Genomic DNA, 22727 nt, shown 5'->3' with positions numbered 1-22727 from the left:
GCGGGCTTGCCCCGCGATTGAGGCCTGGCAGCCACATCGCATCGCGGGTCAAGCCCGCTCCCACCACCACATCACCGCCACTACGCCAGGCACACCCGCCCCTGCGCCAGCCACTGCTGGAACTGCTCGGCCGGCATCGGTCGGCCGATGACAAAACCCTGACCCTGGTCACAGCCGGCATTGCGCAAGAACGCGTACTGCTCGCGGGTTTCGATGCCTTCGGCGGTGATGCGAAAACCCAGGGCGTGGCCCAGGTCGATGATCGCCCGGGTGATCGCCACGCCATCATCGTCATCGGGCAGGTCCTTGATGAAGGCACGGTCGATCTTCAGGTGGTTGATCGGCAGCATCTTCAAGTAAGCCAGCGACGAGTAGCCGGTGCCAAAGTCGTCCACCGCCGTGGTCACCCCCAGTTGTTGCAACTGCGCCAGCACCGCACAGGCATGCTGCTGGCTTTCCATCAGCAGGCTCTCGGTAATTTCCACTTCCAGCAGGGTCGGCGGCAGGTCATAGCGCTGCAAGGCCCGCGACAGGCTGGCGACATAGTCGCTGCGCTCGATCTGCAAGGCCGCGACGTTGATCGCCACCGGCCCCGGCAGGCAATCGGCGGCGCGCCAGGCGGCGATCTGGGCACAGGCAAGGTCCAGGATCTTCTCGCCCAGGGGGATGATCAGGCCGGTCTGCTCGGCCAGGGGGATGAACTCGCCCGGCGAGATCAGCCCATGCTCCGGGTCGCGCCAGCGCACCAGGGCCTCGGCGCCCTGCACCTGGCCGCTGAACAGGTCGACCTTGGGCTGGAACCACAGCTCGAACTCGTTGTGCCGCAAAGCCCGGCGCAGGTTGTGTTCCAGGGCCAGGCGCGCTTGCAGGCGCTGGGTCATGTCCGGGTGATACAGGCGGTAGGCATTGCGCCCGCTCTCCTTGGCCGCGTACATCGCGGTGTCGGCATGGCGCAGCAGGCGGTCGCTGCTCTGACCATGCTCGGGGCACCAGGCCAGGCCGATACTGCCGGTGACCAGGGCGGCGCTGCCCTTGAGGTCGAAAGGTTGCTGCAACGTCTGCAACAAGGCCTGCACCTGGGCCAGGCAACGCGGCTCGGGGCCTTTGAGGACAAAGGCGAACTCGTCGCCCCCCAGCCGGCAGACGCTGTCGCGATCTTCGTTGACCTGCAGAAAACGGGCGGTGGCCTGCTGCAGCAACAAGTCGCCCATGGCATGACCGAGGCTGTCGTTGACCTGCTTGAAGCCGTCGATGTCCAGTACCAGCACCGCCAGGCGTTCACCGCCATTGATCGCCTCAAGCAGCTGCTGGTGAAAGCGCAGGCGATTGGGCAAGCCGGTGATGCCGTCGTAATGGGCCAGGCGTTCGAGCTCAGCCTGGGACTGCCTGAGTTCATGGTTGCGCAGGTTGATCAAGTGGTTGCTGCGGTTGAGCTGGGCGACGAATACGCTGAACAGCCCGGTGCAGGTCAGGGCAAAGAGGAACAGTGGCGAGGCGAACAGGCTCATTGACGGCCAGCCGCCCAAGGGGCTCGCCGCCAGTTGCCAGAGCCCGCCCGGCACATCGACATTGACTGTCACCGGGTGCTGGGCGAACAGCGCCGGGTCGCCCCAGATCATCCCGCCCGCCGAGCCCTGGCCGTCGGCGCCGCGCAAGGCCAGTTCAAAACCCGGGTCAAGGTCGAGGCCGGCGGTGCTGAGCAAGCGGTCGATATCGGCGACGATGGAAACATTGCCCCAGTACAGCTTCACGCCCTTGTGGCCTTTGAGGAACACCGGGCGGCGGTAGATCAGCCCGCGTCCACCCTGGAACAACTGCACCGGCCCGGCCAGTACCGCGCTGGAATTGTCGCGGGCGCGTTGCAGCAGCGGGTATTGGTCGGGCAGGTGGCGATAGTCGACACCAAGCACGCTCTGGTTGCCGTGCAGGGGGTAGATGTCAGCGATCACATCGCCCGGGGCCAGGGACACATGACGAATATGCGGCACCGAGGCAATCGCCTGGCGGGCCATGTCATGAAAGTGCGCGGGGCTGATTTCTCCGTCGGTGCTGATCAGCTGGGCAATCCCCTCGGTTTCGCCGAAGGCCGAGCGCAACTGCGCTTCAAGGCTTGCGCGCACACCAGACAACCGGGCGCTGGCGTTGGCGATCAGTTCGGCTTCCTGACGCTGCACATCCAGGCGCCCCAGCACCACCGACAGGCCGATGCCGACCAGGGCAAAGCCTACCGGCAACAGACGATTGAGGGTGGTGCGCAGATGTGTGGGCAAGGCCAGGCGGTCATCGAGGGCGAGGGTTCTTGTGCTCATGGGTCCGTTATTTCGCAGCGCATTACTGCGTTATCGGCGTCTTGGGCGCAATGTTGAGCCGGGCTGGCTTTTATTGGCAAGCTGGCGTTATGCTCGAACTGAAACGTTTCACCCATCACAGAAAAAGAGGTGCTGCGCCCATGGACCGTCTGCTCGATTCGCTGTTTCCCACTGCCAACCAGATTCCCGAGGCGTACCGCCTGGGTGAACCGCTGGAGCAACGCGAGTACCTGGTCAATGGCCAGTTGCAGCGCTGGGACGGGCCGCTGGCCACGGTGCGCAGCCCGGTGTGGCTCAAGGAGGGCGACGACGAGCGTCAGGTGATCCTCGGCAACACCCCGCTGCTCGATGCCGACACCGCCCTCACCGCCCTGGACGCCGCCGTGCAGGCCTACGACAAGGGCCGCGGCGCCTGGCCGACGATGCGCGTGGCCGAGCGCATCCAGCATGTCGAAACCTTCCTGGGCAAGATGCGCGCGCAGCGCGAGGCGGTGGTCAAGCTGCTGATGTGGGAGATCGGCAAGAACCTCAAAGACTCGGAAAAGGAGTTCGACCGCACCTGCGACTACATCGTCGATACCATCGGCGCGCTCAAGGAACTGGACCGGCGCTCCAGCCGCTTCGAACTGGAGCAGGACACCCTTGGCCAGATCCGCCGCGCGCCACTGGGCGTGGCCTTGTGCATGGGCCCCTACAACTACCCGCTGAACGAAACCTTCACCACCTTGATCCCGGCGCTGATCATGGGCAACACCGTGGTGTTCAAGCCGGCCAAGTTCGGCGTGCTGCTGATCCGGCCGTTGCTCGAAGCGTTCCGCGACAGTTTCCCGGCCGGGGTGATCAACGTCATCTATGGCCGTGGCCGCGAGACCGTCAGTGCGCTGATGGCCAGTGGCAAGATCGACGTGTTTGCCTTCATCGGCACCAACAAGGCCGCCAGCGACCTGAAAAAACTCCACCCGCGCCCGCACCGCCTGCGCGCAGCTTTGGGTCTGGATGCGAAGAACCCGGGGATCGTGCTGCCCGAGGTCGACCTCGACAACGCGGTGAATGAATCGGTCACCGGCGCCCTGTCGTTCAACGGCCAGCGCTGCACGGCGCTGAAGATCCTGTTCGTGCATGAAGACGTGGTTGACAGTTTCCTGGAAAAATTCCAGCGCAAACTGGCCGCGCTCAAGCCAGGCATGCCCTGGGAGCCGGGCGTGGCCCTGACGCCGCTGCCCGAAGCCGGCAAGATCGACTACCTCAACGGCCTGGTGGCCGATGCCGTGGACCAAGGCGCCAGGGTCCTCAATGAAGGCGGTGGCGCCAGCCGGGGTTCATTCTTCTACCCCGCTCTGCTGTACCCGGTGAATGCGCGGATGCGTGTGTACCAGGAAGAACAGTTCGGCCCGCTGGTGCCGGTGGTGCCCTACCGCGATCTGCAGACGGTGATCGATTACGTGCTCGATTCCGATTTCGGCCAACAGCTGAGCATCTTCGGCAACAATTCGGCAGAGGTTGGCCGGCTGGTCGACACCTTCGCCAACCAGGTCGGCCGCATCAACCTCAACGCCCAGTGCCAGCGGGGCCCGGACACCTACCCGTTCAACGGCCGCAAAAACTCTGCCGAAGGCACCCTGTCGGTGCATGACGCGCTGCGGGTGTTCTCGATCCGCACCCTGGTGGCGACCAAGTTCCAGGACAGCAACAAGCAACTGATCAGCGACATCATCCGCAATCGCGAGTCGAGCTTTTTGACCACCGACTACATTTTCTGAGCACCGTCCGTCCCGCGCCGCAGGTTTTGATTTGCGCAATGGCCGAAACTGTACAAATATACAGCCTCGCGCCACTCACCCTGCGGCGCGTTAAAGGAGGATCCATAAAATGGCAGTCAAACCAATCCCCGAAGGGCAGCACAGCATTACCCCCTACCTGGGCATCAAGGGGGCCTCCGAGGCCATCGATTTCTACAAAAAAGCCTTCGGTGCGGTCGAGATGTTCCGCCTCGACGGCCCTGATGGGCGCGTCGGCCATGCCGAGCTGAAAATCGGCGACTCCTCGCTGATGCTCGCCGAGCCGTGCCCAGAGTCTGGCAATCTGAAGGGCAACCAGCCGGGCAAAGGCGTGGGTATCGGCCTGCACCTGTATGTCGAGGACGCCGACAAAGTGTTCGCCCAGGCCATCGCTGCCGGCGCCAAGCAGCTCACTGCAGTCACGGACCAATTCTACGGCGACCGTAGCGGCAGCCTCGAAGACCCGTTCGGCAACCTGTGGTACGTCTCCACCCACAAGGAAGACCTCAGCGTGGAAGAGATCCGCGCCCGCGCCGCCAAGCTGTTCGGCGGCCAGTAAACAGCGCCTGGTTCGGCTGGCGGGCATGTTCGTCAGCCGGGCTTTGCATTAAGGTGGCAGGCAAAGGAAGGCTGGCCAGGATTGTCCATGCGAATCATCGAAAAAAACACCGCGCTGGTGCGCACCCTCACCCCAGCCGAAGACGAGCTGCTGCGTGGTTTTGTCCAGGGCAACCTCGAAGGCCCGCGCCTGCTGCAGGCCAACCAGTTGCTGACGAAAGTGCGCGCCAATGGCCACTGGCTGGCTTGCGATTGCCAGCCCAAGGCCCTGCCGGTGCTCAACGTCAACCTCAATGGCAGTACCGGCACCCTGTTCCTCAAGAACAACCCCGGTACCGCCGAGCACGCACCTGACTGCGCATTCATCAAGGATGAGCGTGAGAGCGGCAACCGCGACAGTGACCACGACGCGCCACCCGCGGCCTGGCTTGTGCCCGATGCGCCGTTGCGCCTGATTGGCGACTTCAGGCGTGCCAGCGACACCAGCAGCGAGTCACCAGGCACGGGCGACAAGCGCGAACAGCAGCGGTTGCTGTCGCTGCTGCTGACCCTGATCGAGGCCAGCGGCCTGAACGTATACGCCACGCAGCTAAAAAAGGACCTGACCGGACAGTTCGCCGAACTGCGCGGGGTGGCCAGCCGTTACCCGTTGATCGAGCGGGTGCCGGCCAGCAACTACCTGGAAACCCGCCTGGATATGAAGCACATGATGATGCTCAAGGCACGGCTGCGTGAGTCCAGCGCCTTTGGCAACCATCGCCGGCATGGTTTGCTGCTCGATTGCGTCAGCCAGATCAAAGCGCGCAAGGTGTTCAACGAACGCAGTGCGGACGGCTTCGACTTCCAGGGCCATCACCTGCTCTGGGGCGGCAGCAAGACGCCGGGGCCGCTGCTGGCTCTGGCGATCTACTCACCGGCCAGCGCCGGCAGTCACTTCTACGAACTGATCCATGTCGCTAGCGTGCCGGTGTTGTCCCGTGGGCAGATGTTCCCGGTGTATCGCGATGAAGAGCGCGAGCCGTTGAAGATGCTCGTGTCACTGATCGACTGGATGGCCAGCAAGGGCGTCAAGGTGATCATGCGCAGGCCGGTGCTGGGCGGCCAGGGCATGGATGCGCTAGTACTGAGCTCCGATCAGGACCGGGTCCTGTCGGTATCGCTGACCGAGCAACCGCTGGGGCCTGAGCCTGAAGGCGAGACCTTCAAACGCTATGCCGACTTCAAGAGCCTGGACACCTTCCGCAAATACGTGGCCGGGTTCTTCATGCGCGGCCGCGAGTAGCGCTTTTGGGTGACAGTCCTTACTCTGGGAGATTCTATAGTCCCTGGAAAAGCCTCATTGTGGGAGCGGCGATGCGGCGACCCGACTTGCCCCGCGATGAGACCTGTACATGCTGACCAGATTGCGACAGCTGCGCGCACGAATCGCGGGGCAAGGCCCGCTCCCACCGCCGCCCCCGGCATAGAAACATGCATACAGTCAGTAATCGTAACGATCCACCGCCCGCCGCCGCTCGTTGTCGTCGCGCATGTCGTAGCTGGCGGTGGTCTGGATGTTGCTGTGGTGGGCAAGCTTCTGCGCAATCGACAGGTCATGCTCCTCGATCACCCGGGTAATGAACGAGCGGCGAAAATCATGGGGCATGATCTTTACCCCAACCTGGGTGCCGCGCTGGCGGGCGATGTAGTAGATCGCGTGCTTGGTGATGCGTTCGCGGGTGATGTGGCTGCCACGGCGGATGCGGTTGAACAGAAACTCATCATCCGCCTGCCCTTCAGGCAGTTGCTCGCGGCGAAACGCAAGCCAGGCATTGAGTTTCTCGAAGGCCCAGGGGGGTGCGTACTTGATCAGTTGCTTGTTGCCCTTGCCCAGCACTTGCAGGCTGCGCTCGTCGAAATCCACCTGGCTCAGGCTCAAATTGACCGACTCGGACTTGCGCATGCCGGTGCCGTACAACAAGGCAATCACCGCCGCATCACGCAGGCCCTGGGGCCGAGGGTCGGCGGCGCAGGCTTCCATCAGCTCGCGGATCAGGCTGCGCTTGAGGTTACGCCCGACCGCCAGGCGCGTGCCCTGGATCGGCTTGACCGTGCGTATTCTCAACAGCTGCTCCTGGCTGACCAGGCCCAGGCGCCAGGCTTCGTTCATCACCCCGCGCACCGCGTTGACATACAACGATGAGGTGTTGGGGGCAAAGCCATCGGCGCGCAAGGCTGCCACCAGGCCAGTGACATGCCCGGGCTTGAGCTGGTGCCAGGGCACCTCAGCGATGTCGCAATCCTCAAAATCCAGGCGGTCGGCGGCGTCCTGAAGGATGTACTTCATGGTCAACTGGCTGGAAGGCGCCAGGCGGGCGAGGTATTGCAGCAAGGGGTTTTGCAGTGAATCGGACAAACCGGAAATCCTGTAGGGCACAGCAGTGGTCAGTGGGCCTGCAACGGGCCAGTCTGACGCATGACAACACCGTGGCCACTGACCTGCATCACAATCAGGTCATTGATTGGCAAGTCTTTTTAGCCACGGCAAGAATCCCGATAGTACCTCATTGATGCCCCTGGAATCGATTGAGGGCAATTTCATGGCACCGGATCTTCCACGTACAGCTTTATCGTTTCCCGGGTCAGCGACAGGACTTCATGGGTCATGCCGTCGAAATCGGCCTTGCCGTACTCCAGGTAGCCGTCACCGCGCTTGACCGAATACGACGCGTAGCTGCGTGGCCTGCCGGTGTCGTTATCAATGATTTGCAGTCGGGCCGTGTACAGCGGCAGCGCCTCGATCTGCGGCACCAGTGGCGGACGACCGATCACTATGGGGTCGGGTACCCACTCCGGCAGGCGGTCGCGATGCCTGGCCACTTCCGCGAGCACCTGGTTGACCGGCAACTGCAGGGTTTTCGAGTAGTAGGCGTTGTACAGAAAGGCGGTGATGCTGAGCTTGCAGGGGATGTGGGTCTTGCCTTCGAGCAGCCGATGAATCGCCGGTTTGAGCAGATCGGTGCGGGTGGTGCGGTCCGGGGTGGTCTTGTAGAAGCTCGCCTGGACCACGTAGTTGTAGCCCTTGATCTCGGAGATGCCCTCAAAGTCCACGCCGCCGACCAGGCTGTAGATCATCGCATGGCCAACAGTGAAATCCTGGTCATCGTCCAGGGCGCAGGTAAACCACTCACCAATCTGCCCATCACCGGTGTGCCGTTCGAACAGGCTGACAATCTCCTCGTCGCTGCGAAAACGCAGGTAGTAGGCACCGTTGTTGTAAGTGAACGAGCTGAATTCCAGCGGCATCGAGTCGATACCGTGAGTGCAACCGCCGAGGGTCAGGGCAGCACCCAGGGCGCAAGCGGCCAGGCGTAAAGAGGGGGCAAACAAAGAAGGCGTCATCCATGAACGAGCAAGGCGCGCAGGATGCCCAAGGCAAGGCCGGTCAGCAAGCACTTCCGCGCGCTGCTGGCGATTTGATGGGCTACAGTTGCCCAGGTACTCCCTGACCTGAGGCACCATGGCTCTCCATCGACTGACCCGCACTCACCCGCGCTTGAGTTTTTCTGCCGTGGTTGGCGGCCTGGCCGGCTGGCTGATCCCGGCCCAGGGCCTGGTTCAGCAGATCCTTACTGGCTGGAACGTCGGTGTCTGGTTGTACCTGGTGCTGGTGCTGTGGCTGACCCTGCGCGCCAGCCCCGAGAAGGTGCGCAAAGTTGCCTGCATCGAGGATGAAAACGCCGGGCTGGTGCTGCTGACCGTCAGCATCGCGGCAGTCGCCAGCCTTGCCGCGGTCACCTTGCAACTGGCGGCCAGCCGCGGGTTGAGCGGCGGCCCGCAACTGCTGCACTACCTCTATACCGGCTTCACTGTGGCCGGCTCATGGTTGATGATTGGCATGATCTTCAGCCTGCATTACGCCAGGCTGTACTACACCACTGGCAGCAAAGCGCCGTTGCTGCAATTTGCCGACGGTGAACTGAACCCTGATTACTGGGACTTTCTGTACTTCTCCTTCACCCTCAGCGTTGCCGTACAGACCTCGGACGTCGGCGTTGCCGACCGGCAGATGCGCCGCATTGTACTGGCCCACTCACTGGTAGGCTTCGTGTTCAACACTGCGATTCTGGGCTTTACCATCAACATTGCCGCCGGCTTGCTGAACTGACGGCACACCTTCGAGCACCTGCACCGCGCAGCGGGCAATGCGCTGGCAGGCCTGCACCAGGCGCTCGCTGTCGAGCACCAGGCCAAAGCGCAGGTGCCCGGCGGCGCTGGGGCCGAAGGCATCACCGGCGAGCACCGACACGCCATGCTCCTCCAGCAGGCGCTCGGCAAAGGCCTGGGCGCCGATGCCGGTCTCGCGGATATCGATCATCACGAACATGCCGCCATCGGGCTTGTGCACGCGAATGCCCGGGCAGCCCCCAAGGCTGGCGCAGACCCGGTCGCGGCGCTGGCGGTAGGTATCGCGCATCTGCCGCACCTGCGGCAGGTCCTGCTCCAGGGCTACCTGGGCAGCGTTCTGGATAAAGTCGGGCAAGCCATAGAGCATGCACAGGGCCAGGTTGCTCAGGTGCTCGGCGAGCCGTTGCGGGCCGATCACCCAGCCCACCCGCCAGCCAGACATGGCGTGGGACTTGGACAGGCTGTTGATGGTTGCGCTGCGTTGGGCCATGCCCGGCAGGCTGGCCGGGCTGAAGTGCTCACCGTCGTACAGCAGCTCGCTGTAGACCTCATCGGAAATCAGCCACAGGTCGTGTTCGATGCACAACTTCGCCAGGCGCTGCCAGGTGGCTTTGGGCAAGCTGGCGCCTGAGGGGTTGTGCGGGCTGTTGAGCAGCAGCGCACGGGTACGCGGCGTGATCAACCGGGCGACGTCGTCCGGGTCAACCCGAAAACCCTGCTCCGGGCGCACGGGTACAGGGATCACCCTGGCCGCACACGCGCCGAACACCGCCTCGTAGGTGACGTACATCGGCTCGGCGACGATCACCTCGTCACCCGGATCGAACAGGCACTGGGCCACGCCGTACAGCGCGCATTGGGCCCCGGCCAGCACCACCACCTCCAGCGGGTCGACCGGCTGGCCGCTGTGGCGGGTGTGATGGCGGGCGATGGCGCGGCGCAACGCTTCACTGCCGCGCACGTCGGCATAGTGGGTGTGACCGGCGCGCAGGCTGGCGATGGCGGCGTCGACGATGGGCGCTGGCGTATCGAAGTCCGGGTCGCCAATCGACAGCAGGATGATATCCCGGCCCTGGGCTTGCAGCTCGACGGCGCGGTAGTGGATGTTCCAGGCCGCAGCACCGTCACCGGCGATACGTTGGGTAAGCGCGGAATAACGCATCACGGTCTCCTTGACTGAACCTGGACGTGCCATTGGTCCGAAACTCCCAGGCAAGCATCCCAGCCGACTGTCGGTAAAAGTAGCAGAACGCCGAGGCTGCAGGCGGGGAAATATTCCCGGCAAACGTTTGCTCCGGACGAGCAGTTGTTCCCACCCTTCGCGACCGGGCGTGACCTGGGTCAAACAATCGAAAAACCGTCATGATCGGCGCCGGACACTGGCGCCAGTACTGCTATGTTTAGGTTTCTGTCCGGGTCACTGTGACCCGCCCACTCTTGCGTGAGGTTCACCGTACAAGGAGGCCGGCATGAACAAGCTGACGTTCCCCAACGCCTGCCAGATGATGCGCTGGCATTTTCATCCGCTGGGCTTTGAAGCCAGCATGGATGCGCCGCGCAGCATGGTCGCGCGCCTGTTCGACCGGGCCAGTGGCGAAACCCTGCTGGCAATCGCCGGCATCCCCTGTGCGACCGTGATGCCGGCGGCCGATGTCGAGCGCATCATCGAGGCGGTAGAGGCCGAACTCGATGCCTTCCAGCCACTCTGCAACCTCCACGCCGTCGGCTGATCAGCTGGCGGCCTGGGCCTTGCGCCCTCGTTCGATATCGGCGATGAAGCGCTCGGCCGGCTGCGGCTGGCCGAGCAGGTAACCCTGCAACGAATCGCAGCCCAGGCGGGTCAAAAAGCTCTGCTGGCGATCGGTTTCCACCCCTTCGGCAACAACAATCCGCAATCCCAGTGCCTGGCCCAGTGCAACGATGGCCGAGACGATGGCGGCATCGTCGCTGTCCTGCTCCAGGTCGCGAACAAAGCCACGGTCGATCTTCAGTTCGTTGGCCGGCAGGCGCTTGAGGTACATCAAACTCGAGTAACCGGTGCCAAAGTCATCAATGGACAGGTCCACACCCATGTCCGAGAGCTGCTGCAGCACCTGCAGGCTGGCATCGGCGTCGCGCATGGCGGTGGTCTCGGTGATTTCCAGGGTCAGGCTGTTGGCCGGCAAGCGGTGCCGGGCCAACACCCTGGCCACGCTCTCGACCAACCCGGTATGGCAGAACTGGATAGCCGAAAGGTTCACGGCGATGCGCCAGTTGCTGTTGCCCTGGTCGATCCACAGGCGCATCTGCCGACACGCCTCATCCAGCACCCACTCGCCGATGGGGATAATCAACCCGGTCTTTTCCGCCTGGACGATAAAGCGGTCCGGCAGCAGCAGGCCATGCTGCGGGTGTTCCCAGCGCAGCAGCGCCTCGGCGCCGATTGGCTGGCAGTCGTGGGCATCGAACTTGGGCTGGTAATACAGGCGGAACTGGCCCTGCTCCAGTGCTATGCGCAAGTCTTGCAGCAGTTGCAACTGCAGGCGCGCGTTGCTGTTCATCGACACATCGAAAAAGCTGTAGCCGTTCTTGCCGGCGCTCTTGGCGTGGTACATGGCGGCATCGGCGTTGCGCAGCAGTTCATGCTGGTCGATGCCATTGCCTGGGTACAAGACGATCCCGATACTGGCCGAAATCTGCAGGTTATGCTCGGCGACGCGAAAGTTGCGCGAGATCAGGTTGACCTGCTTGGCCGCCACGCCCACGGCGTCATCGGCCTCCTGCAGCTCGACCAGCAGCACGAACTCATCGCCTCCGATCCGGGCCAGGGTGTCCTGGCTGTGCAGATGGCCGCGCAGACGCAGGGCAACCTCCCTGAGCAGCAAGTCGCCGGTGTGATGGCCGAAGGCATCGTTGACCGGTTTGAAACCGTCCAGGTCAATGAACATCAAGGCAAAACAACCGCCCTGCTCCGCCACCTTGTTGATCGCCTGGTCGATGCGGTCGGCCAGCAGCGTACGGTTGGGCAAGCTGGTGAGGGTGTCATGCAGGGCCAGTTGGGTCAGCTCCTGGTTGGCCAGGGTCAACGAACGGGCAAGCTCGGCGGTACGCGCTTCCAGGCGCGCATCCAGCACCGAGGTCAGCAAGGCGGCGGCCAGCACCGCCAGGGTGGTGATCAGCACCAGGTAGTCCAGGCCGTTGCCGCTCAGGCCGCTGCCCAAGGCGCCACAATAGCTGCCTTCAGGGAAATTCGCCGCCGCCATGCCGGTGTAATGCATGCCGACAATCGCCAGGCCCATGATGATTGCCGCGCCGCCACGGATCTGCCGCACGTACAGGGTTTGCTGGCGCAGGCGAAAGGCGATCCACAGGGCCGCCGCCGACGCCCCCACGGCAATCACCAATGAGGCACTGAACAGCGTCGGGTCATAGTCGATGCCCGGCGCCATGCGCAGCGCGGCCATACCGGTGTAGTGCATGCTGCTGATGCCGGTGCCCATGATCAGCGCGCCAAAGCCCAATTGCAGCCAGGGCAGGGTCGGCTGGCTGACCAGCCACAGGGCAAAGCCTGACGACAGCCCGGCGATCAGCAGCGACAGCAAGGTCAGGGTGATGTCATAGCCCAGTTCGATCGGCAGGTTAAGGGCGAGCATGCCGATAAAGTGCATCGACCAGATCCCCGTGCCCATGGCCATGGCCCCGCCACCGATCCACAGGTACACCGCACGGCCCGTGGCGGTGGTGATCCGGCCGGTCAGGTCAAGGGCGGTATAGGAAGCAAGGATGGCCACGCACAGCGAAATCAACACCAGCGAAGACGAGTAACTACCGATCAGCATGAGGCCTTCCACAACCCGTAGGCCGAGCACTGGTAAGGCCCGGGTAAAAGCCGATGATTGTACTCAACCTTTGGCGAAACGCACGGAGTTTTCGGCGAGTGGAAAGCGCTGGAGGACGAACTACTCGATGACTTCGGTTACCACGCCAATGCCGACTGTGTGCTCCCCTGCACGGACAGAAAAGCGCAGCCCCTTGTGCAGTGCGATGGCTTTGTTCAGGGTGATAGTCATTGGAATGTTGTGCCCTGGCATCTCGCGCTCACCCCCCTTGCGAAGCTCATGAGTTGCGCTCACATCAGTCCCCTTGAAGCGGAACTTGAGTGTCTCGTGTTTAGGACTGAGATAAATACTAGGGAAGGCTTGAGATAAATCCGGGACAAACCGGTAGACGATGGGGCATGGTGGGATAGAGACTGCAATAACGTTGCAAGTGGTGCAAGGGTTGGGGCATCACTGCCCCTGGCCCTATTCTTCAAGATGGGTGTGAAAAAGGTCGCCCTGATCGCGGGCGATGACCGCCAGCCTCATCCGCTTGATCACCTTGTAAACGAACGCCAATGAGATGCCGTGCTTCATGGCGATCTCGCGCTGGTTACGTCCTTTCCATTCGTCAAAGATCTGCTGATGCAGTTTCGACGCCTGCAGGTGGATGCCCTTGGGAATGTACAGTTGCTGGCCCCCCCAGACAGATGCCATCTGCATCGCCACTTCAATGCCATGCGCTTCAGCCTGCTCGTCACTGATCTGAAGAGTTTCCTTTGCTGACTGGGACACGTGATCAGCTAAGGCCTGGAGCAAGTCACCAGCGGTGCTGCTGATCTCCTTCATACAACCTCCTTTGGCGTCATGCGGCTTTGCCACTGTTTCAAGTGTTCGATCACTTGGCTGGCCTGCGCAGTGGACAGCCATTGCAAGGCAGCGACACCCGTTCGGCCCTGGACAAACTTGGCTAGGGCTTCTTCTGATGGGTTACGAACCGCCCCGATGTCGTGCAGCGCGAGCCACAGTGAGCGGATTTTCTTCGACTGACCATCATCTGCCTTTGGCCGTGTTCCAACCTTGTTTGGACGTACCTTGAATCCCTTCTGTTTAAGTACTTCCAAAACCTTCATCAGCTTTGGAACACTCAAATCGGCGGTCGAGGTTGCGCCGTCCAGTTCCCGCATACCCGCGAGCATCAACCGATAGGTGTCATCTTCCATCTGCAACTCACGCCGTGCGACATGGATCAGTTTGATCAGGCTCTTCCTTTTGTCATTCGTCATACCGATGCTCCCAACTCAGCAATGCGTTGCTCGCCATCCTCTTTACTCAGGATGCCGAGCAGTACGTCGCTGTTGATTCGTCCGATCTGCTCCTGGTGTAACTGCTGCGCGGTCATCCTTGAGCGCGGCTTACTGGGGCGCGGGGGCTGCACTTTGGCAACCTGCTGTGGGTCACTGGCGATGCCGTACACCACGGCCCGCAGATAGTGATGGTTCTCCAGCGGCAGTGTGAGCCGCTCCCGCTGGGCCAACATCTGATCAATACCTGCAGCCCAGACGACAGCGGTCGCCGGTTTGCTATCAGTGGTGCGAGCGTCGCGGGTCACACTGCCGGAGTCCACCAGGTGCACCAGGTCTTCAACCAACTTGATCGCCCGAGAGGTCCGCAAGCCACGCTTGGCCGGGCTGAACAAACGCAGATACGCCAGTACAGCCCGGCCCAATCGCGGCTCCATCCCCGCGAACTGGGCAGCCAAGCGCTTGCCCTCATCGTCAAGAAACCCGGCTTCTAGCGGAAACTGCTCGCCGCAGCATGGGCATTGGATACGCATGGCCTAGACTCCGGCAGTCAGGCGGACAAGCGGTGTATGACTCACAGCCTGGTGCAACTTCGCCGACTTGCCCGCCTCATATCCGGCATCAATAGCACCTTCATCACGCACCTTGAGCTTGCGGCGCTTCATCTCGAACGTGCCCAGGTCTGGATGGTGCTTAGCCATATAGGCTTCAATGGCCTCGGCGATGTTGTCTTCAACTCCGGCAAAGGCCGCGACCTTGTCATATACCGCGTCGATCCAAGCATTGGCGAAGTGGTCACCACGGGCGACCTTGGTTGATCGCTTGCAGCGAGTTTGCGTTGCCAAGTAATCGCGTCGTGCTTTCTGGAGCTGGCGCCCCAGTACCTGGTACGCATAGCCAGCCAGTTCTGGAGCTGGGCCACAGCCAACCATGATGAAGTACGCACCCTGCCAACGTTGGGAAATGATCAGGCGTGTACCGAACGCCTCACCGCAAACGCCAACAAGGCGCACTCGCCACGCAGGCGGCTTACCTTCTGAGCCTGCTGGGAAGGTGGATTCCGAAGCCATGCTGGCCATGACATCACCCATCTCCAGGCTGTACAGGTCCATCAGCTTGCGTGCCTGGCGCAATGCGATTTCGGCTTCGTTGGGGTTACTGGTCTTGGACTTGGCCATCTCCAGGCACTTTTTGATCTTGTCGAGAATGCGGTTGTCGTCCATGTCATACCCCCGCGATATCGAGGCTGATGGCTTTGTACTGGTCCGAGTCGCCGATCCGCTCATAAACGCGGATGTAGGACTTCGAGCCAATCACCTGGCAAGCCTCTCCGATGGCAGTCATCGCACGTTGCCAACGCTCATCGCGGATTTCCAGGCGGCGCAAGGCCAGCACACGGGCGGTACGAATCTCACCTTTGGTATCAGTGCGGAACGCATCATTGACCAGGGTAACGACCTCAGGTCGAGCGCCCTGGGTCCAATCACGCAAGCAATCGTCGATCAAGGCGCGGGCAGCCTGCAGGCGTTCGTCGAACACAATGGACTCCTGCACCGCACGTTGGATCTTGAAGCGCCCGTCATAGCTGTACAGCGTCACGTTGCCTTTCTTCCCGCCAACCTTGGCGCTGTACTGCTCGGCACTGAGCTCAACGAAGGCCTCGATGTCACCGAAGGCCACTGCCTTGAAGTCTGCGAGCTCGGTGCTGAGTTTGCTGGCGCGGTCAACCAACTGCTTCACCAGACGGTCCCGCTCCTGGTCGATAGGCTTGACCATGCTTTCGGGTACCAAGCGTCCTTGAGCGTCAAGCCAGAACCCTTCGGGTACTGCGGTTTGTTGTTTGTCAGACATGATGTGCTCCATTGAACTTGACCCGACGTGTTGGGGCGTGACCGCCCAGCACGTACACGTATGTGAACCAACAGAGCGCGATCATTGATCCTGCTCCTTCACCAAGCTGAGCCACACCACATCCACACCTCGAATCGTCACAGTGTTCCGCGTGCGACGCCCAACCGTGGCGTAGCGCACCCCGCGTAGTTCATGTCCGAAGCGGCGCGACATCAGATCCACGCTCAACGGGCTGATGAAGATCTTGTTGTCTGCAAACTCCAGGCGAAGAACCTCAATGCCGCTTTCTCGTATGTCACGGGTCAGCTCATTGAAGGCCGACAACTTGACCGGGAACTCCTCGGCCAAAATGCTGATCGACGCATGCCCTTGGGGGCGAATGTCATTAATGGCTGGCATGTCACACCCCCTTCACGACGTCGGCAGTGATTACAGGTGCGCCGAGCTCTGCTGCCAGGTTCATCGCGGCGGTCATCAGGTTGCCAATGGCAAGTGGATACAACAGCGAGACCTGCTTATCCCGACCACCGCTGCGGGACGGTTGGGAAAGTCGAGCAGCAATTGCTTGAATACCGGAAGCATCAATCACTTCAGCCAGTGCCTTGCCTGCGCGCTCGAAGCGGAACTTCAGGAACTCTTCGAGGCGGCTACCTTCAACTGGCGCCAGGATCACCCGCTCGCAGCGCTGGACCACTTCCCGCACATCAGCGTTGCGCTCGCTGAGTTTCACCCCCAGCTCTGGCTGGCCGATCATGATGATGCTGACCAATTTGGTGAAACCGACTTCCAATTCGAGAATGCGCTTGAGGTGCTTGAGGGTGGGAATCGGCAAGCTATGGGCCTCTTCGATCACCAGGCAGTGGCGATAGCCTGCCGCGTGGGATTCCTTGAGGGCACGGTGCAACTGGGCAAAGCGTGCCTCAGGGCTGCTCTTGGCCCTCTCCAGGGGCGCCACTGCCGCCATCATCGACTCGGCAATGTGAGTGCTCTTCAGCGATTTGCCCTTGGTGTCGTTGTCTTCCGAGGCCAAGACATAGGGCTCGATGATGATCACCGGGTCATTGTTCTCAGCAATTCGGTTGACCAGGTCACGGCGCAGTGTGCTCTTGCCTGCGCCCGATTCCCCCTCGACCGCCAAGAATCCACCGTGGCGCGCCGTTTGATACATCACCTCCCGAACGTAGCGAATATCCGGGCTAACCCACATGTCTTGGGCGCTTTGCAGCTCATCAAACGGATCGCGGAACAGGCTGAACATTTTGCGAGTAGTTGGCAGCAGGGTTTGCTTTGGCAGTAACATAGTTTCGTCCTCCCCGGACGGCTCTTGCGAAAGGGCCGGATCTGCCGTGTTGGCGCACGGCAGGTCCACTTCTTCAAAGGCTTTGGCGATATCGGCATCGTTGGCACCGACATCGACCAGGAACACGCTAATGCGTGCTTGCAGCTCGGCCTTGTCCAGGCTGCGTGGCCACTGGCCGTGATTCAGCAACTGAGCCACCGTTGCCGAACTCAGCTTCAGCGATTCGGCCAAGGCCGCTTGGCGCTGGCCAACGTCTTGCAGTACTTGCTTTAACTTCAACATCACTCACCTCCAGCCGCTGCCCGTACCAGGCTCAGCGGTGTGCGCATGACCTCCATAGGTCGCTTGAGCTCGGCCTCGATAGCGTCGAGCTGTTCTTGAGGTACTCCCTGTGGGTACCGCTGCTGCAGCCAGCTGAAGGTGTCAGCCGACCAGAGATTGGCCAGTCGAGGGCGCAGCACTTTGGCTGCCTCGACGTGTGTCAGAGGCGCCAGCTCAACCGTGGGTGCCCCAACGTTGAGTTCGGTACCGCGACGTGGCAGGTAGGCTGGGAGCACGGTGTCGGTCACGTGTTTGTGCGGATCAATGCGACCACCGAATGGCACCGCCTTGGCCTTGCGCGCAGCCTCGGCATCAGCCTCACTGGTGGTGCCCGTGGCCAGTTGCTCCAGGACTTTGCGTGAAACCTGCGCCGGGGTCTCGGCGTGGCGTTTGTATTGCTCGCCGATAGTGGCCGAGGTCTCGGCGAAGCCGAACTGATCGACACCGATCCTGTCGATCACGTGATAGTGCTCACGCCCGTCATCGCCGATCAGTACGGCAATGGCGGTGTCCTGATCGCGCCAGCAGTTGCGGGTAATCAACAGCTGTTCACCGACCATCACGCCAGGTACCGAACCGACATCGAATTGCGCGCCCCGAAACGACACCCGCAACAAGGTGCTGACCTTGCGGTGTTCCGGCGTGCTGACGGCCAGGTCACGGCAAACCTCAACGCTGGGGGCCAGACGCAACTGTTCAGCCGTGATCATCTGCCAGACGCCGAAGCGGGTACGGCGTGTCCGCGTGTGGATCGACGTTGCGTTGTAGTAACGCATCCACTTACCGGCCCATTCGTTGATCTGCTCCAAGCTTTCAGCAGCCTGAAACTTCAAAGCACTCTCGAACTCACGCTCAACAATGTTGTGCGCCTGCTCGACCTGGCCCTTGGCGCGGGCGTTGCCGACCTGGTTAATGATCAGTTCGATGCTCATCGCCCGGCACAGGTTGCGGAATATTCCGCTGGTCATGGCTGCACCGGGGTCGGTCATCAGCATCCATGGCACGCCATGGAATGGGTCGACGGCATGCCGCTTCTGCATAGCGTTGATCAGTACCGAGCAAAGGTTCTCAGCCAATTCAGCACCCAACACGTACTCCAGGTACAACGTGCCGCTGGTGTGGTCAGTGACGACATAGCGCCACAGCCGTTGCCGTTCGATCTTCTTCAGGTTGCCCGGCTTGCCGTCGTAGAACTCTGCCTTGTTCATCGCTTGGGCACCGTCATCGGCCAGGTAGAACTGCGTGGAAATCGACGCATCGACCTGCCAGACATGGTTGGGGTGCTTGCTCGCCAGCGATACTGCAGGCGCGTCATGTAGCAACTGTTCAGGATGAAGTTTGTAGGCCCGCAGAGCGCGGGCAATGGCGCCACTGGTTAACGGACGGAGCTCGCCGGTTGCCTCATCGACTCGACCGGCCAGAACCATGTTGTTACTACGCAAGCGCTCGACGGCCCGCTCGATCGTTGAGAGTTGCTTGTTGTTGGCCCGGATCGACTCCAGCAACACCGCCGAGATTAGTCGTGCTTCATCCAGGGGCAGCGCGCTGTTGCCCGCATCGCTGCGGCGCTTGCGTGGCTTACCCACAGTGACCTCCTTGAGTTTGCGTTGCAGGGTCTGTACGGACACGCCCAGTTCCACCGCACCCGCCTGGTACACAGCAGTGCGCTGGCCGTGCGGTGCATCGGCTGCCCGTTGTGCGATCTGGACCAGAAGTTGTGTTTGGATGGGCGTCATGGTTTAGGCCTGCTCTAGCCAGGCTGGATTGACGTCCAGTTCTGCAGGCAAGTGGAACTCGCTGCGGACTTCGGCCAAGACGGTTTCGAGCTGGCGGATCAGGTTCGCCTTGAACAGGCGCTGATCTTCCCCACCGGAAATGGAGTGTTCAGCCAGCTTGGTAAAGCCTTCGCGCAGCGCGCCCAGGATGGTGGCTTCGGCCTCATAGGCCACCGCCGCAAGCTCTTGGCGCAGCTCGCTCACGGCCTCATTGGCAGGCATCGACTGAATGCGTTTGCGGGTTTTCTCAAGCTCCTGCTTGGTCTTGTCCAGCTCGGTGGTTTTTTTGGCCATGACTTCGGCCTGGGCTTCATAGTCAGCATTGGTTTCATCAAGGCGCTGAGTAAGCTCTTCCTTTTCCCTGGCATGCTTGGCAATGATTTCTTCGGCCAGATCGACAAAGGCGTCCTTGTCGCCGGTCTTGGCAACTTCGATCAGGGCCGACTTTTGGTCTTCGGGCAGGCGGCGGTATTGGCGCATTTCGCGGTAGCCCGCACCAATAGCCGAAAGTTGTTTAAGAGCCTCCTCTCCAAAAGCGGATAGATTTGTAAGGTCTTCATCGACCTTGGAGCGCGATAGGCCAAGCGCTTGACAGAATCCGTCCCAAGTGCCGACGTCGGCAATTTCATTCCCATCGGGATCGAGTGCCTTTTTGCCCGCCAAGGCCCGGTACAGCTTGCTTTCCTTGACGTGCTTCAACTTAGTCAAACTGACGACGTCGGCAAAACGGGCGAAGGACCTGGCCATCTGAACTTGACCAAGAAGCTGATTTACCCAATCGCGCTCTTCGCTGTGCGAGGCGGCCATCGTTGCCATGGCATTCTGATTTGCAGTCAGCATTTCCCCATCCAGCACCGGCAGCTCAATCGCTTCTGGTACTGCAGCTTTAGTACGTGCCATATCTATCCCCTTAGTTCATCGAGCCAGCGGCAATACGCTGATTGATTTCCTGCATCCGGCCCTGCAAGCGGGCCATGTGTTCGGCGTGGGCCTGAGCGATCTGTAACACCCCGACTGAGTGGGCAAAGCGCCCGTTATCCAGCTTCACCGCCAAGCCTTCCTCGATCAGGGTCTGCATGGCACGGGTGATGTTGCTAGGGCTATCCCCAGTCAACTGGGCCAGTTCGGTATTGCTCAACCCGGTCACGGTGTGGCCTTTAAGCGCCTTGAGCACACGCAGCACGCGTGCAGCGGCAGAGACGGTGCGGCTCATGGCTGCCCCTCCAATTCAAGTTGTGGGTGTTGGCTCTGGCTGACGTTGCCCTGATGCCAGGCCAATCCCTCCATTGCTGCCTGAATAGCGGCCAAGGTCTCGTCGGCCTCGCTGTGCTTGGCGTAGAACGCCAACAACTTGCCTGCGGCGGTGTTCAGTAGCTCTTGCAGCGCGTGCATGTCCTGCGCTGGGCAGTGACGCCCAGTCGGCATGTCGATGGTCAGCCGCCCGGCACTGGCTGCTATCCAGCGTGTGACATAGTCACAGCGACAGGCCTGCTCATAGGGGCGGATCAGGTTGGCGGGCATGCGGCCACTTTGTAACCACTTATAAAGAGCCCAGTGATCGGCAAGCCCCATCTCGTCGGCGATGCGCTCGACCCCCTTGCTGTGGTTCTCCCGCGCATAGTCCTTGCACAGCTCTAGTGCGTGGCGTAGCGAAGTTGGGCGCAGGCCTTTCCAGCGACGACGGCTCATTGGAAGCCCCCTTGCGGAAGTGTTTCCAAACAAATAGCGGTTTTGCACATGGGCAAAAGGATTACTGCCGGTGCAAACTTTTGCTGTAAATTGACAACCGGAGTCATAGCGATGACCACGCAAGATTTTGATGAACTGGCTGGCCGCATTGAGGGCATTGCCCGCAGCGTGATGATTCTGGCCGGGACGCTTCAACGGCAGACGCTGTTGGATGAGCAGCGCCTGCAGGCAGACCTGAGGATTGCTGCGCAGGGGCTGCACCCTGAATTGACTGGTCGGGCAGCAGCGGTTCGGACACTGGAAGATCTGGCTGATCAACTGCTGGCTGATTATCGATACGTGAAGGCTCGCGAACGTAACCCGAGCCAATGGCGGCGGAAGTCACGATGAACCCATACGGGATATCTTCTGCTTTCATGGGCGGCCTCATGCTGCAAGGGCAGCGTTGGTTTTGAGGCCAAGCTTTACAGCGATGTCGTGTGCTTTGCCGTAGTGAGCTTTGGCTTGGCCATTGAGGACGCGGTACACCTCGTTGCGGGTGTAGCCGTGCTCAGTAGCCCAGTCAGTGATGGTTTTGCCTGACCGGCGAAAGTTCTCTTTCACCTGGTCGGCGGTTAGGGCTTTGGCATGGGTGGCCATGGTGGTGGCTCCTGTGATGCAAAGATAATGTGTGTTTGTGGCAATCATGATGGTATCGAAAAAGATACCTGTCAAGTGGTGCGTTATGCTTTTGAATACCGGTGAGCGGTTGAGGCAGGAACGAGAACGGCTGGGGTTTAGTCAGTCCGCGTTCGGAGCCATCGGGGGAGTGAAGAAACTCGCCCAGCTGAAGTACGAGCAAGGAGAGCGATATCCAGGGGCTGATTACCTGGAAGCGGTTGCTAAGGTGGGAGCAGACGTTCTCTACATTGTCACCGGCAGTCGGTCCGCTGAATTGCTATCCCCAGATGAGTCAAGGCTTCTGGAGAGATTCAGAGCGGCACCTTTGGCTGTTAAGGCTGCAGCTATCGCTGTTGTAACTGCAGGCTCAGCGCCAGCTAAACAGACCTTTCATGGCCCGGTAGGTCAGGCTGTTGAAGGCGGGGTCACCAACACTGCTGGTGTTGTGTTCAATGTCGGGAATGACAAGGCTAAGGAGTAGCCCATGAGTCAGGAGTTTCGTGGACATGTCGGGCAGGTAGCTGCGGGAGATATCCAGAATTTGGATATCAAGATTCAAGTCCCTGGAAGGCCAGAGGACAAGGTCTTGGTGCCTGCTCAACGGGCTGAGCTGCATGAACTCCGGGCCAAGTGCGAAGAGCTTGGTGCAGACCCCAGAGATGTATGGCGTGCCGTGCACGCTCAGCTGGCAGTCAAGTCCATCGATCAGATCCAGTCGAATCAGCTCGGTGAAGCACGGCGAGTAATCACCTGCCTTTTAGAGCGGCTCATGGATGACGCCGATAGAAGACGGCTTGTGGGTAAGATTCTTCGGACTGCTGCTGAAAAAGACGCCAGAGTCGAATTAAGTAATTTCTGCGATGTCACTTTTGGGCGCACTCAGCTCACCAATCTTCAGCGTCCAGACCTGCAACGGGTACTGGAGTTTATCCAGAGTTTTCAAATCCAGCCTCTGCAAACGGAGCAGTCTCTTCCTCCGTCTGCACCTGAACTGTCAGCACGATTGCCCCTTCGTGACTTCCTGGTGACCTATAAGTCGAATGCCTTCTGGCTATTCATGCTTGGCGTCATCGTGGACAGGTTCTGGTTCAGGTAACCGACAACGTCAAAGATTTAAACACTTCGGTGTCGCATGGAAAGCCGATAGAACTACAACTTGGTACTCGGGTTGTGAACTTAGGAGAAATCTTTTGAAGTACTGGGCCTGTCCCGTGATAA

26 protein-coding genes are annotated in these 22727 nt (G+C 60.9%); 8 read left to right on the top strand and 18 right to left on the bottom strand.

What is annotated here, in order from left to right; genetic code table 11:
• Nucleotides 1-80: 80 nt before the first annotated feature.
• On the bottom strand, nucleotides 81-2309 hold the full coding sequence (locus M5G17_RS12945; protein ID WP_273893308.1) for a putative bifunctional diguanylate cyclase/phosphodiesterase: 2229 nt from the start codon (nucleotides 2307-2309) through the stop codon (nucleotides 81-83).
• 140 nt (nucleotides 2310-2449) lie between these two features.
• On the opposite strand from M5G17_RS12945, the gene M5G17_RS12940 reads away from it, so the two are divergent.
• From M5G17_RS12940 to M5G17_RS12930, 3 genes are all read left to right on the top strand, one after another.
• On the top strand, nucleotides 2450-4069 hold the full coding sequence (locus M5G17_RS12940) for an NADP-dependent glyceraldehyde-3-phosphate dehydrogenase (RefSeq protein ID WP_273893307.1): 1620 nt from the start codon (nucleotides 2450-2452) through the stop codon (nucleotides 4067-4069).
• A 109-nt stretch (nucleotides 4070-4178) separates the two neighbouring features.
• Complete coding sequence (locus M5G17_RS12935) at nucleotides 4179-4646, top strand: VOC family protein (RefSeq protein ID WP_273893306.1); 468 nt, start codon at nucleotides 4179-4181, stop codon at nucleotides 4644-4646.
• 87 nt (nucleotides 4647-4733) lie between these two features.
• The gene (locus tag M5G17_RS12930; protein WP_273893305.1) at nucleotides 4734-5927 is read left to right on the top strand and encodes a hypothetical protein; all 1194 of its coding nucleotides are present in this window, start codon (nucleotides 4734-4736) and stop codon (nucleotides 5925-5927) included.
• A gap of 198 nt (nucleotides 5928-6125) precedes the next feature.
• Here M5G17_RS12930 and M5G17_RS12925 read toward each other — a convergent pair whose 3' ends face one another.
• Nucleotides 6126-7040: a site-specific integrase gene (locus M5G17_RS12925; RefSeq protein WP_273893304.1), complete on the bottom strand. Its 915-nt coding sequence runs from the start codon at nucleotides 7038-7040 to the stop codon at nucleotides 6126-6128.
• Between the two features lie 182 nt (nucleotides 7041-7222).
• Nucleotides 7223-8026, bottom strand: a complete 804-nt coding sequence (locus M5G17_RS12920) for a hypothetical protein (protein ID WP_273893303.1) — start codon at nucleotides 8024-8026, stop codon at nucleotides 7223-7225.
• Nucleotides 8027-8144: 118 nt separating this feature from the next.
• Between M5G17_RS12920 and M5G17_RS12915 the strand changes: the two genes are divergently transcribed.
• Nucleotides 8145-8792, top strand: coding sequence for a DUF1345 domain-containing protein (locus M5G17_RS12915; RefSeq protein WP_273893302.1), 648 nt, complete (start codon nucleotides 8145-8147; stop codon nucleotides 8790-8792).
• On the opposite strand, the gene M5G17_RS12910 is transcribed toward M5G17_RS12915, so the two are convergent.
• On the bottom strand, nucleotides 8718-9974 hold the full coding sequence (locus M5G17_RS12910) for a pyridoxal phosphate-dependent aminotransferase (protein WP_273893301.1): 1257 nt from the start codon (nucleotides 9972-9974) through the stop codon (nucleotides 8718-8720). The two genes, M5G17_RS12915 and M5G17_RS12910, sit on opposite strands and share 75 nt — an antisense overlap.
• 307 nt (nucleotides 9975-10281) lie before the next feature.
• Here M5G17_RS12910 and M5G17_RS12905 point away from each other — a divergent pair, with 307 nt between their 5' ends.
• Nucleotides 10282-10542: a DUF1652 domain-containing protein gene (locus M5G17_RS12905; protein WP_273893300.1), complete on the top strand. Its 261-nt coding sequence runs from the start codon at nucleotides 10282-10284 to the stop codon at nucleotides 10540-10542.
• Here M5G17_RS12905 and M5G17_RS12900 read toward each other — a convergent pair whose 3' ends face one another.
• The 13 genes from M5G17_RS12900 to M5G17_RS12845 all read right to left on the bottom strand — a co-directional run bounded on the left by M5G17_RS12900 (nucleotide 10543) and on the right by M5G17_RS12845 (nucleotide 20849).
• The gene (locus M5G17_RS12900) at nucleotides 10543-12630 is read right to left on the bottom strand and encodes a putative bifunctional diguanylate cyclase/phosphodiesterase (protein ID WP_273893298.1); all 2088 of its coding nucleotides are present in this window, start codon (nucleotides 12628-12630) and stop codon (nucleotides 10543-10545) included.
• 120 nt (nucleotides 12631-12750) lie between these two features.
• Nucleotides 12751-12924, bottom strand: a complete 174-nt coding sequence (locus M5G17_RS27660) for an EF-Tu C-terminal domain-related protein (protein ID WP_420793407.1) — start codon at nucleotides 12922-12924, stop codon at nucleotides 12751-12753.
• Between the two features lie 171 nt (nucleotides 12925-13095).
• Entirely contained in the window at nucleotides 13096-13458 is a 363-nt protein-coding gene (locus M5G17_RS12895; protein ID WP_273893297.1) for a Mor transcription activator family protein, read from the bottom strand.
• Nucleotides 13455-13895 carry a gp16 family protein gene (locus M5G17_RS12890; RefSeq protein ID WP_273893296.1) on the bottom strand — a complete coding sequence of 147 codons (441 nt, stop codon included), beginning with the start codon at nucleotides 13893-13895 and terminating at the stop codon, nucleotides 13455-13457. The genes M5G17_RS12895 and M5G17_RS12890 overlap by 4 nt, the downstream gene beginning before the upstream one ends.
• Complete coding sequence (locus tag M5G17_RS12885; protein WP_273893295.1) at nucleotides 13892-14446, bottom strand: hypothetical protein; 555 nt, start codon at nucleotides 14444-14446, stop codon at nucleotides 13892-13894. Before M5G17_RS12885 ends, M5G17_RS12890 begins: the two co-directional genes overlap by 4 nt.
• Before the next feature lie 3 nt (nucleotides 14447-14449).
• Nucleotides 14450-15136: a DUF2786 domain-containing protein gene (locus tag M5G17_RS12880; RefSeq protein WP_273893294.1), complete on the bottom strand. Its 687-nt coding sequence runs from the start codon at nucleotides 15134-15136 to the stop codon at nucleotides 14450-14452.
• 1 nt (nucleotide 15137) lies between these two features.
• Nucleotides 15138-15764: a DUF3164 family protein gene (locus M5G17_RS12875; protein WP_273893293.1), complete on the bottom strand. Its 627-nt coding sequence runs from the start codon at nucleotides 15762-15764 to the stop codon at nucleotides 15138-15140.
• Between the two features lie 81 nt (nucleotides 15765-15845).
• Complete coding sequence (locus tag M5G17_RS12870; RefSeq protein WP_273893292.1) at nucleotides 15846-16163, bottom strand: hypothetical protein; 318 nt, start codon at nucleotides 16161-16163, stop codon at nucleotides 15846-15848.
• Nucleotide 16164: 1 nt separating this feature from the next.
• Nucleotides 16165-17346 carry an ExeA family protein gene (locus M5G17_RS12865; RefSeq protein WP_273893291.1) on the bottom strand — a complete coding sequence of 394 codons (1182 nt, stop codon included), beginning with the start codon at nucleotides 17344-17346 and terminating at the stop codon, nucleotides 16165-16167.
• Nucleotides 17346-19121 carry an integrase gene (locus M5G17_RS12860; protein WP_273893290.1) on the bottom strand — a complete coding sequence of 592 codons (1776 nt, stop codon included), beginning with the start codon at nucleotides 19119-19121 and terminating at the stop codon, nucleotides 17346-17348. The genes M5G17_RS12865 and M5G17_RS12860 overlap by 1 nt, the downstream gene beginning before the upstream one ends.
• 3 nt (nucleotides 19122-19124) lie before the next feature.
• Nucleotides 19125-20060: a hypothetical protein gene (locus tag M5G17_RS12855; RefSeq protein ID WP_273893289.1), complete on the bottom strand. Its 936-nt coding sequence runs from the start codon at nucleotides 20058-20060 to the stop codon at nucleotides 19125-19127.
• A gap of 10 nt (nucleotides 20061-20070) precedes the next feature.
• Nucleotides 20071-20373: a helix-turn-helix domain-containing protein gene (locus M5G17_RS12850; protein ID WP_273893288.1), complete on the bottom strand. Its 303-nt coding sequence runs from the start codon at nucleotides 20371-20373 to the stop codon at nucleotides 20071-20073.
• The gene (locus M5G17_RS12845) at nucleotides 20370-20849 is read right to left on the bottom strand and encodes a hypothetical protein (RefSeq protein ID WP_273893287.1); all 480 of its coding nucleotides are present in this window, start codon (nucleotides 20847-20849) and stop codon (nucleotides 20370-20372) included. The genes M5G17_RS12850 and M5G17_RS12845 overlap by 4 nt, the downstream gene beginning before the upstream one ends.
• A 111-nt stretch (nucleotides 20850-20960) precedes the next feature.
• Here M5G17_RS12845 and M5G17_RS12840 point away from each other — a divergent pair, with 111 nt between their 5' ends.
• Nucleotides 20961-21239: a hypothetical protein gene (locus M5G17_RS12840; RefSeq protein ID WP_273893286.1), complete on the top strand. Its 279-nt coding sequence runs from the start codon at nucleotides 20961-20963 to the stop codon at nucleotides 21237-21239.
• A 36-nt stretch (nucleotides 21240-21275) separates the two neighbouring features.
• Here M5G17_RS12840 and M5G17_RS12835 read toward each other — a convergent pair whose 3' ends face one another.
• Nucleotides 21276-21488, bottom strand: a complete 213-nt coding sequence (locus M5G17_RS12835) for a DNA-binding protein (protein WP_273893285.1) — start codon at nucleotides 21486-21488, stop codon at nucleotides 21276-21278.
• 31 nt (nucleotides 21489-21519) lie between these two features.
• Here M5G17_RS12835 and M5G17_RS12830 point away from each other — a divergent pair, with 31 nt between their 5' ends.
• On the top strand, nucleotides 21520-21990 hold the full coding sequence (locus M5G17_RS12830; RefSeq protein ID WP_273893284.1) for a helix-turn-helix domain-containing protein: 471 nt from the start codon (nucleotides 21520-21522) through the stop codon (nucleotides 21988-21990).
• Nucleotides 21991-21993: 3 nt separating this feature from the next.
• Nucleotides 21994-22605 carry a hypothetical protein gene (locus M5G17_RS12825; RefSeq protein WP_273893283.1) on the top strand — a complete coding sequence of 204 codons (612 nt, stop codon included), beginning with the start codon at nucleotides 21994-21996 and terminating at the stop codon, nucleotides 22603-22605.
• Nucleotides 22606-22727: the final 122 nt, after the last annotated feature.

This window comes from Pseudomonas rubra, assembly GCF_028656935.1.
GTDB lineage: Bacteria > Pseudomonadota > Gammaproteobacteria > Pseudomonadales > Pseudomonadaceae > Aquipseudomonas > Aquipseudomonas rubra.
Note: the sequence above shows the minus strand (reverse complement) of the source record. Positions and strands in the feature narration are given on the sequence as shown.

Excerpts from the sequence above, each read along its gene's own strand:
- M5G17_RS12850 (WP_273893288.1), bottom strand. The coding sequence starts at position 20,373 with ATGAGCCGCACCGTCTCTGCCGCTGCACGCGTGCTGCGTGTGCTCAAG.
- M5G17_RS12915 (WP_273893302.1), top strand. The coding sequence starts at position 8,145 with ATGGCTCTCCATCGACTGACCCGCACTCACCCGCGCTTGAGTTTTTCT.
- M5G17_RS12865 (WP_273893291.1), bottom strand. The coding sequence starts at position 17,346 with ATGTTGAAGTTAAAGCAAGTACTGCAAGACGTTGGCCAGCGCCAAGCG.
- M5G17_RS12835 (WP_273893285.1), bottom strand. The coding sequence starts at position 21,488 with ATGGCCACCCATGCCAAAGCCCTAACCGCCGACCAGGTGAAAGAGAAC.
- M5G17_RS12870 (WP_273893292.1), bottom strand. The coding sequence starts at position 16,163 with ATGCCAGCCATTAATGACATTCGCCCCCAAGGGCATGCGTCGATCAGC.
- M5G17_RS12890 (WP_273893296.1), bottom strand. The coding sequence starts at position 13,895 with ATGACGAATGACAAAAGGAAGAGCCTGATCAAACTGATCCATGTCGCA.
- M5G17_RS12895 (WP_273893297.1), bottom strand. The coding sequence starts at position 13,458 with ATGAAGGAGATCAGCAGCACCGCTGGTGACTTGCTCCAGGCCTTAGCT.
- M5G17_RS12945 (WP_273893308.1), bottom strand. The coding sequence starts at position 2,309 with ATGAGCACAAGAACCCTCGCCCTCGATGACCGCCTGGCCTTGCCCACA.
- M5G17_RS12880 (WP_273893294.1), bottom strand. The coding sequence starts at position 15,136 with ATGGACGACAACCGCATTCTCGACAAGATCAAAAAGTGCCTGGAGATG.
- M5G17_RS12905 (WP_273893300.1), top strand. The coding sequence starts at position 10,282 with ATGAACAAGCTGACGTTCCCCAACGCCTGCCAGATGATGCGCTGGCAT.
- M5G17_RS12840 (WP_273893286.1), top strand. The coding sequence starts at position 20,961 with ATGACCACGCAAGATTTTGATGAACTGGCTGGCCGCATTGAGGGCATT.
- M5G17_RS12845 (WP_273893287.1), bottom strand. The coding sequence starts at position 20,849 with ATGAGCCGTCGTCGCTGGAAAGGCCTGCGCCCAACTTCGCTACGCCAC.
- M5G17_RS12940 (WP_273893307.1), top strand. The coding sequence starts at position 2,450 with ATGGACCGTCTGCTCGATTCGCTGTTTCCCACTGCCAACCAGATTCCC.
- M5G17_RS12825 (WP_273893283.1), top strand. The coding sequence starts at position 21,994 with ATGAGTCAGGAGTTTCGTGGACATGTCGGGCAGGTAGCTGCGGGAGAT.
- M5G17_RS12855 (WP_273893289.1), bottom strand. The coding sequence starts at position 20,060 with ATGGCACGTACTAAAGCTGCAGTACCAGAAGCGATTGAGCTGCCGGTG.
- M5G17_RS12900 (WP_273893298.1), bottom strand. The coding sequence starts at position 12,630 with ATGCTGATCGGTAGTTACTCGTCTTCGCTGGTGTTGATTTCGCTGTGC.
- M5G17_RS12860 (WP_273893290.1), bottom strand. The coding sequence starts at position 19,121 with ATGACGCCCATCCAAACACAACTTCTGGTCCAGATCGCACAACGGGCA.
- M5G17_RS12930 (WP_273893305.1), top strand. The coding sequence starts at position 4,734 with ATGCGAATCATCGAAAAAAACACCGCGCTGGTGCGCACCCTCACCCCA.
- M5G17_RS12875 (WP_273893293.1), bottom strand. The coding sequence starts at position 15,764 with ATGTCTGACAAACAACAAACCGCAGTACCCGAAGGGTTCTGGCTTGAC.
- M5G17_RS12885 (WP_273893295.1), bottom strand. The coding sequence starts at position 14,446 with ATGCGTATCCAATGCCCATGCTGCGGCGAGCAGTTTCCGCTAGAAGCC.
- M5G17_RS12910 (WP_273893301.1), bottom strand. The coding sequence starts at position 9,974 with ATGCGTTATTCCGCGCTTACCCAACGTATCGCCGGTGACGGTGCTGCG.
- M5G17_RS12920 (WP_273893303.1), bottom strand. The coding sequence starts at position 8,026 with ATGACGCCTTCTTTGTTTGCCCCCTCTTTACGCCTGGCCGCTTGCGCC.
- M5G17_RS12935 (WP_273893306.1), top strand. The coding sequence starts at position 4,179 with ATGGCAGTCAAACCAATCCCCGAAGGGCAGCACAGCATTACCCCCTAC.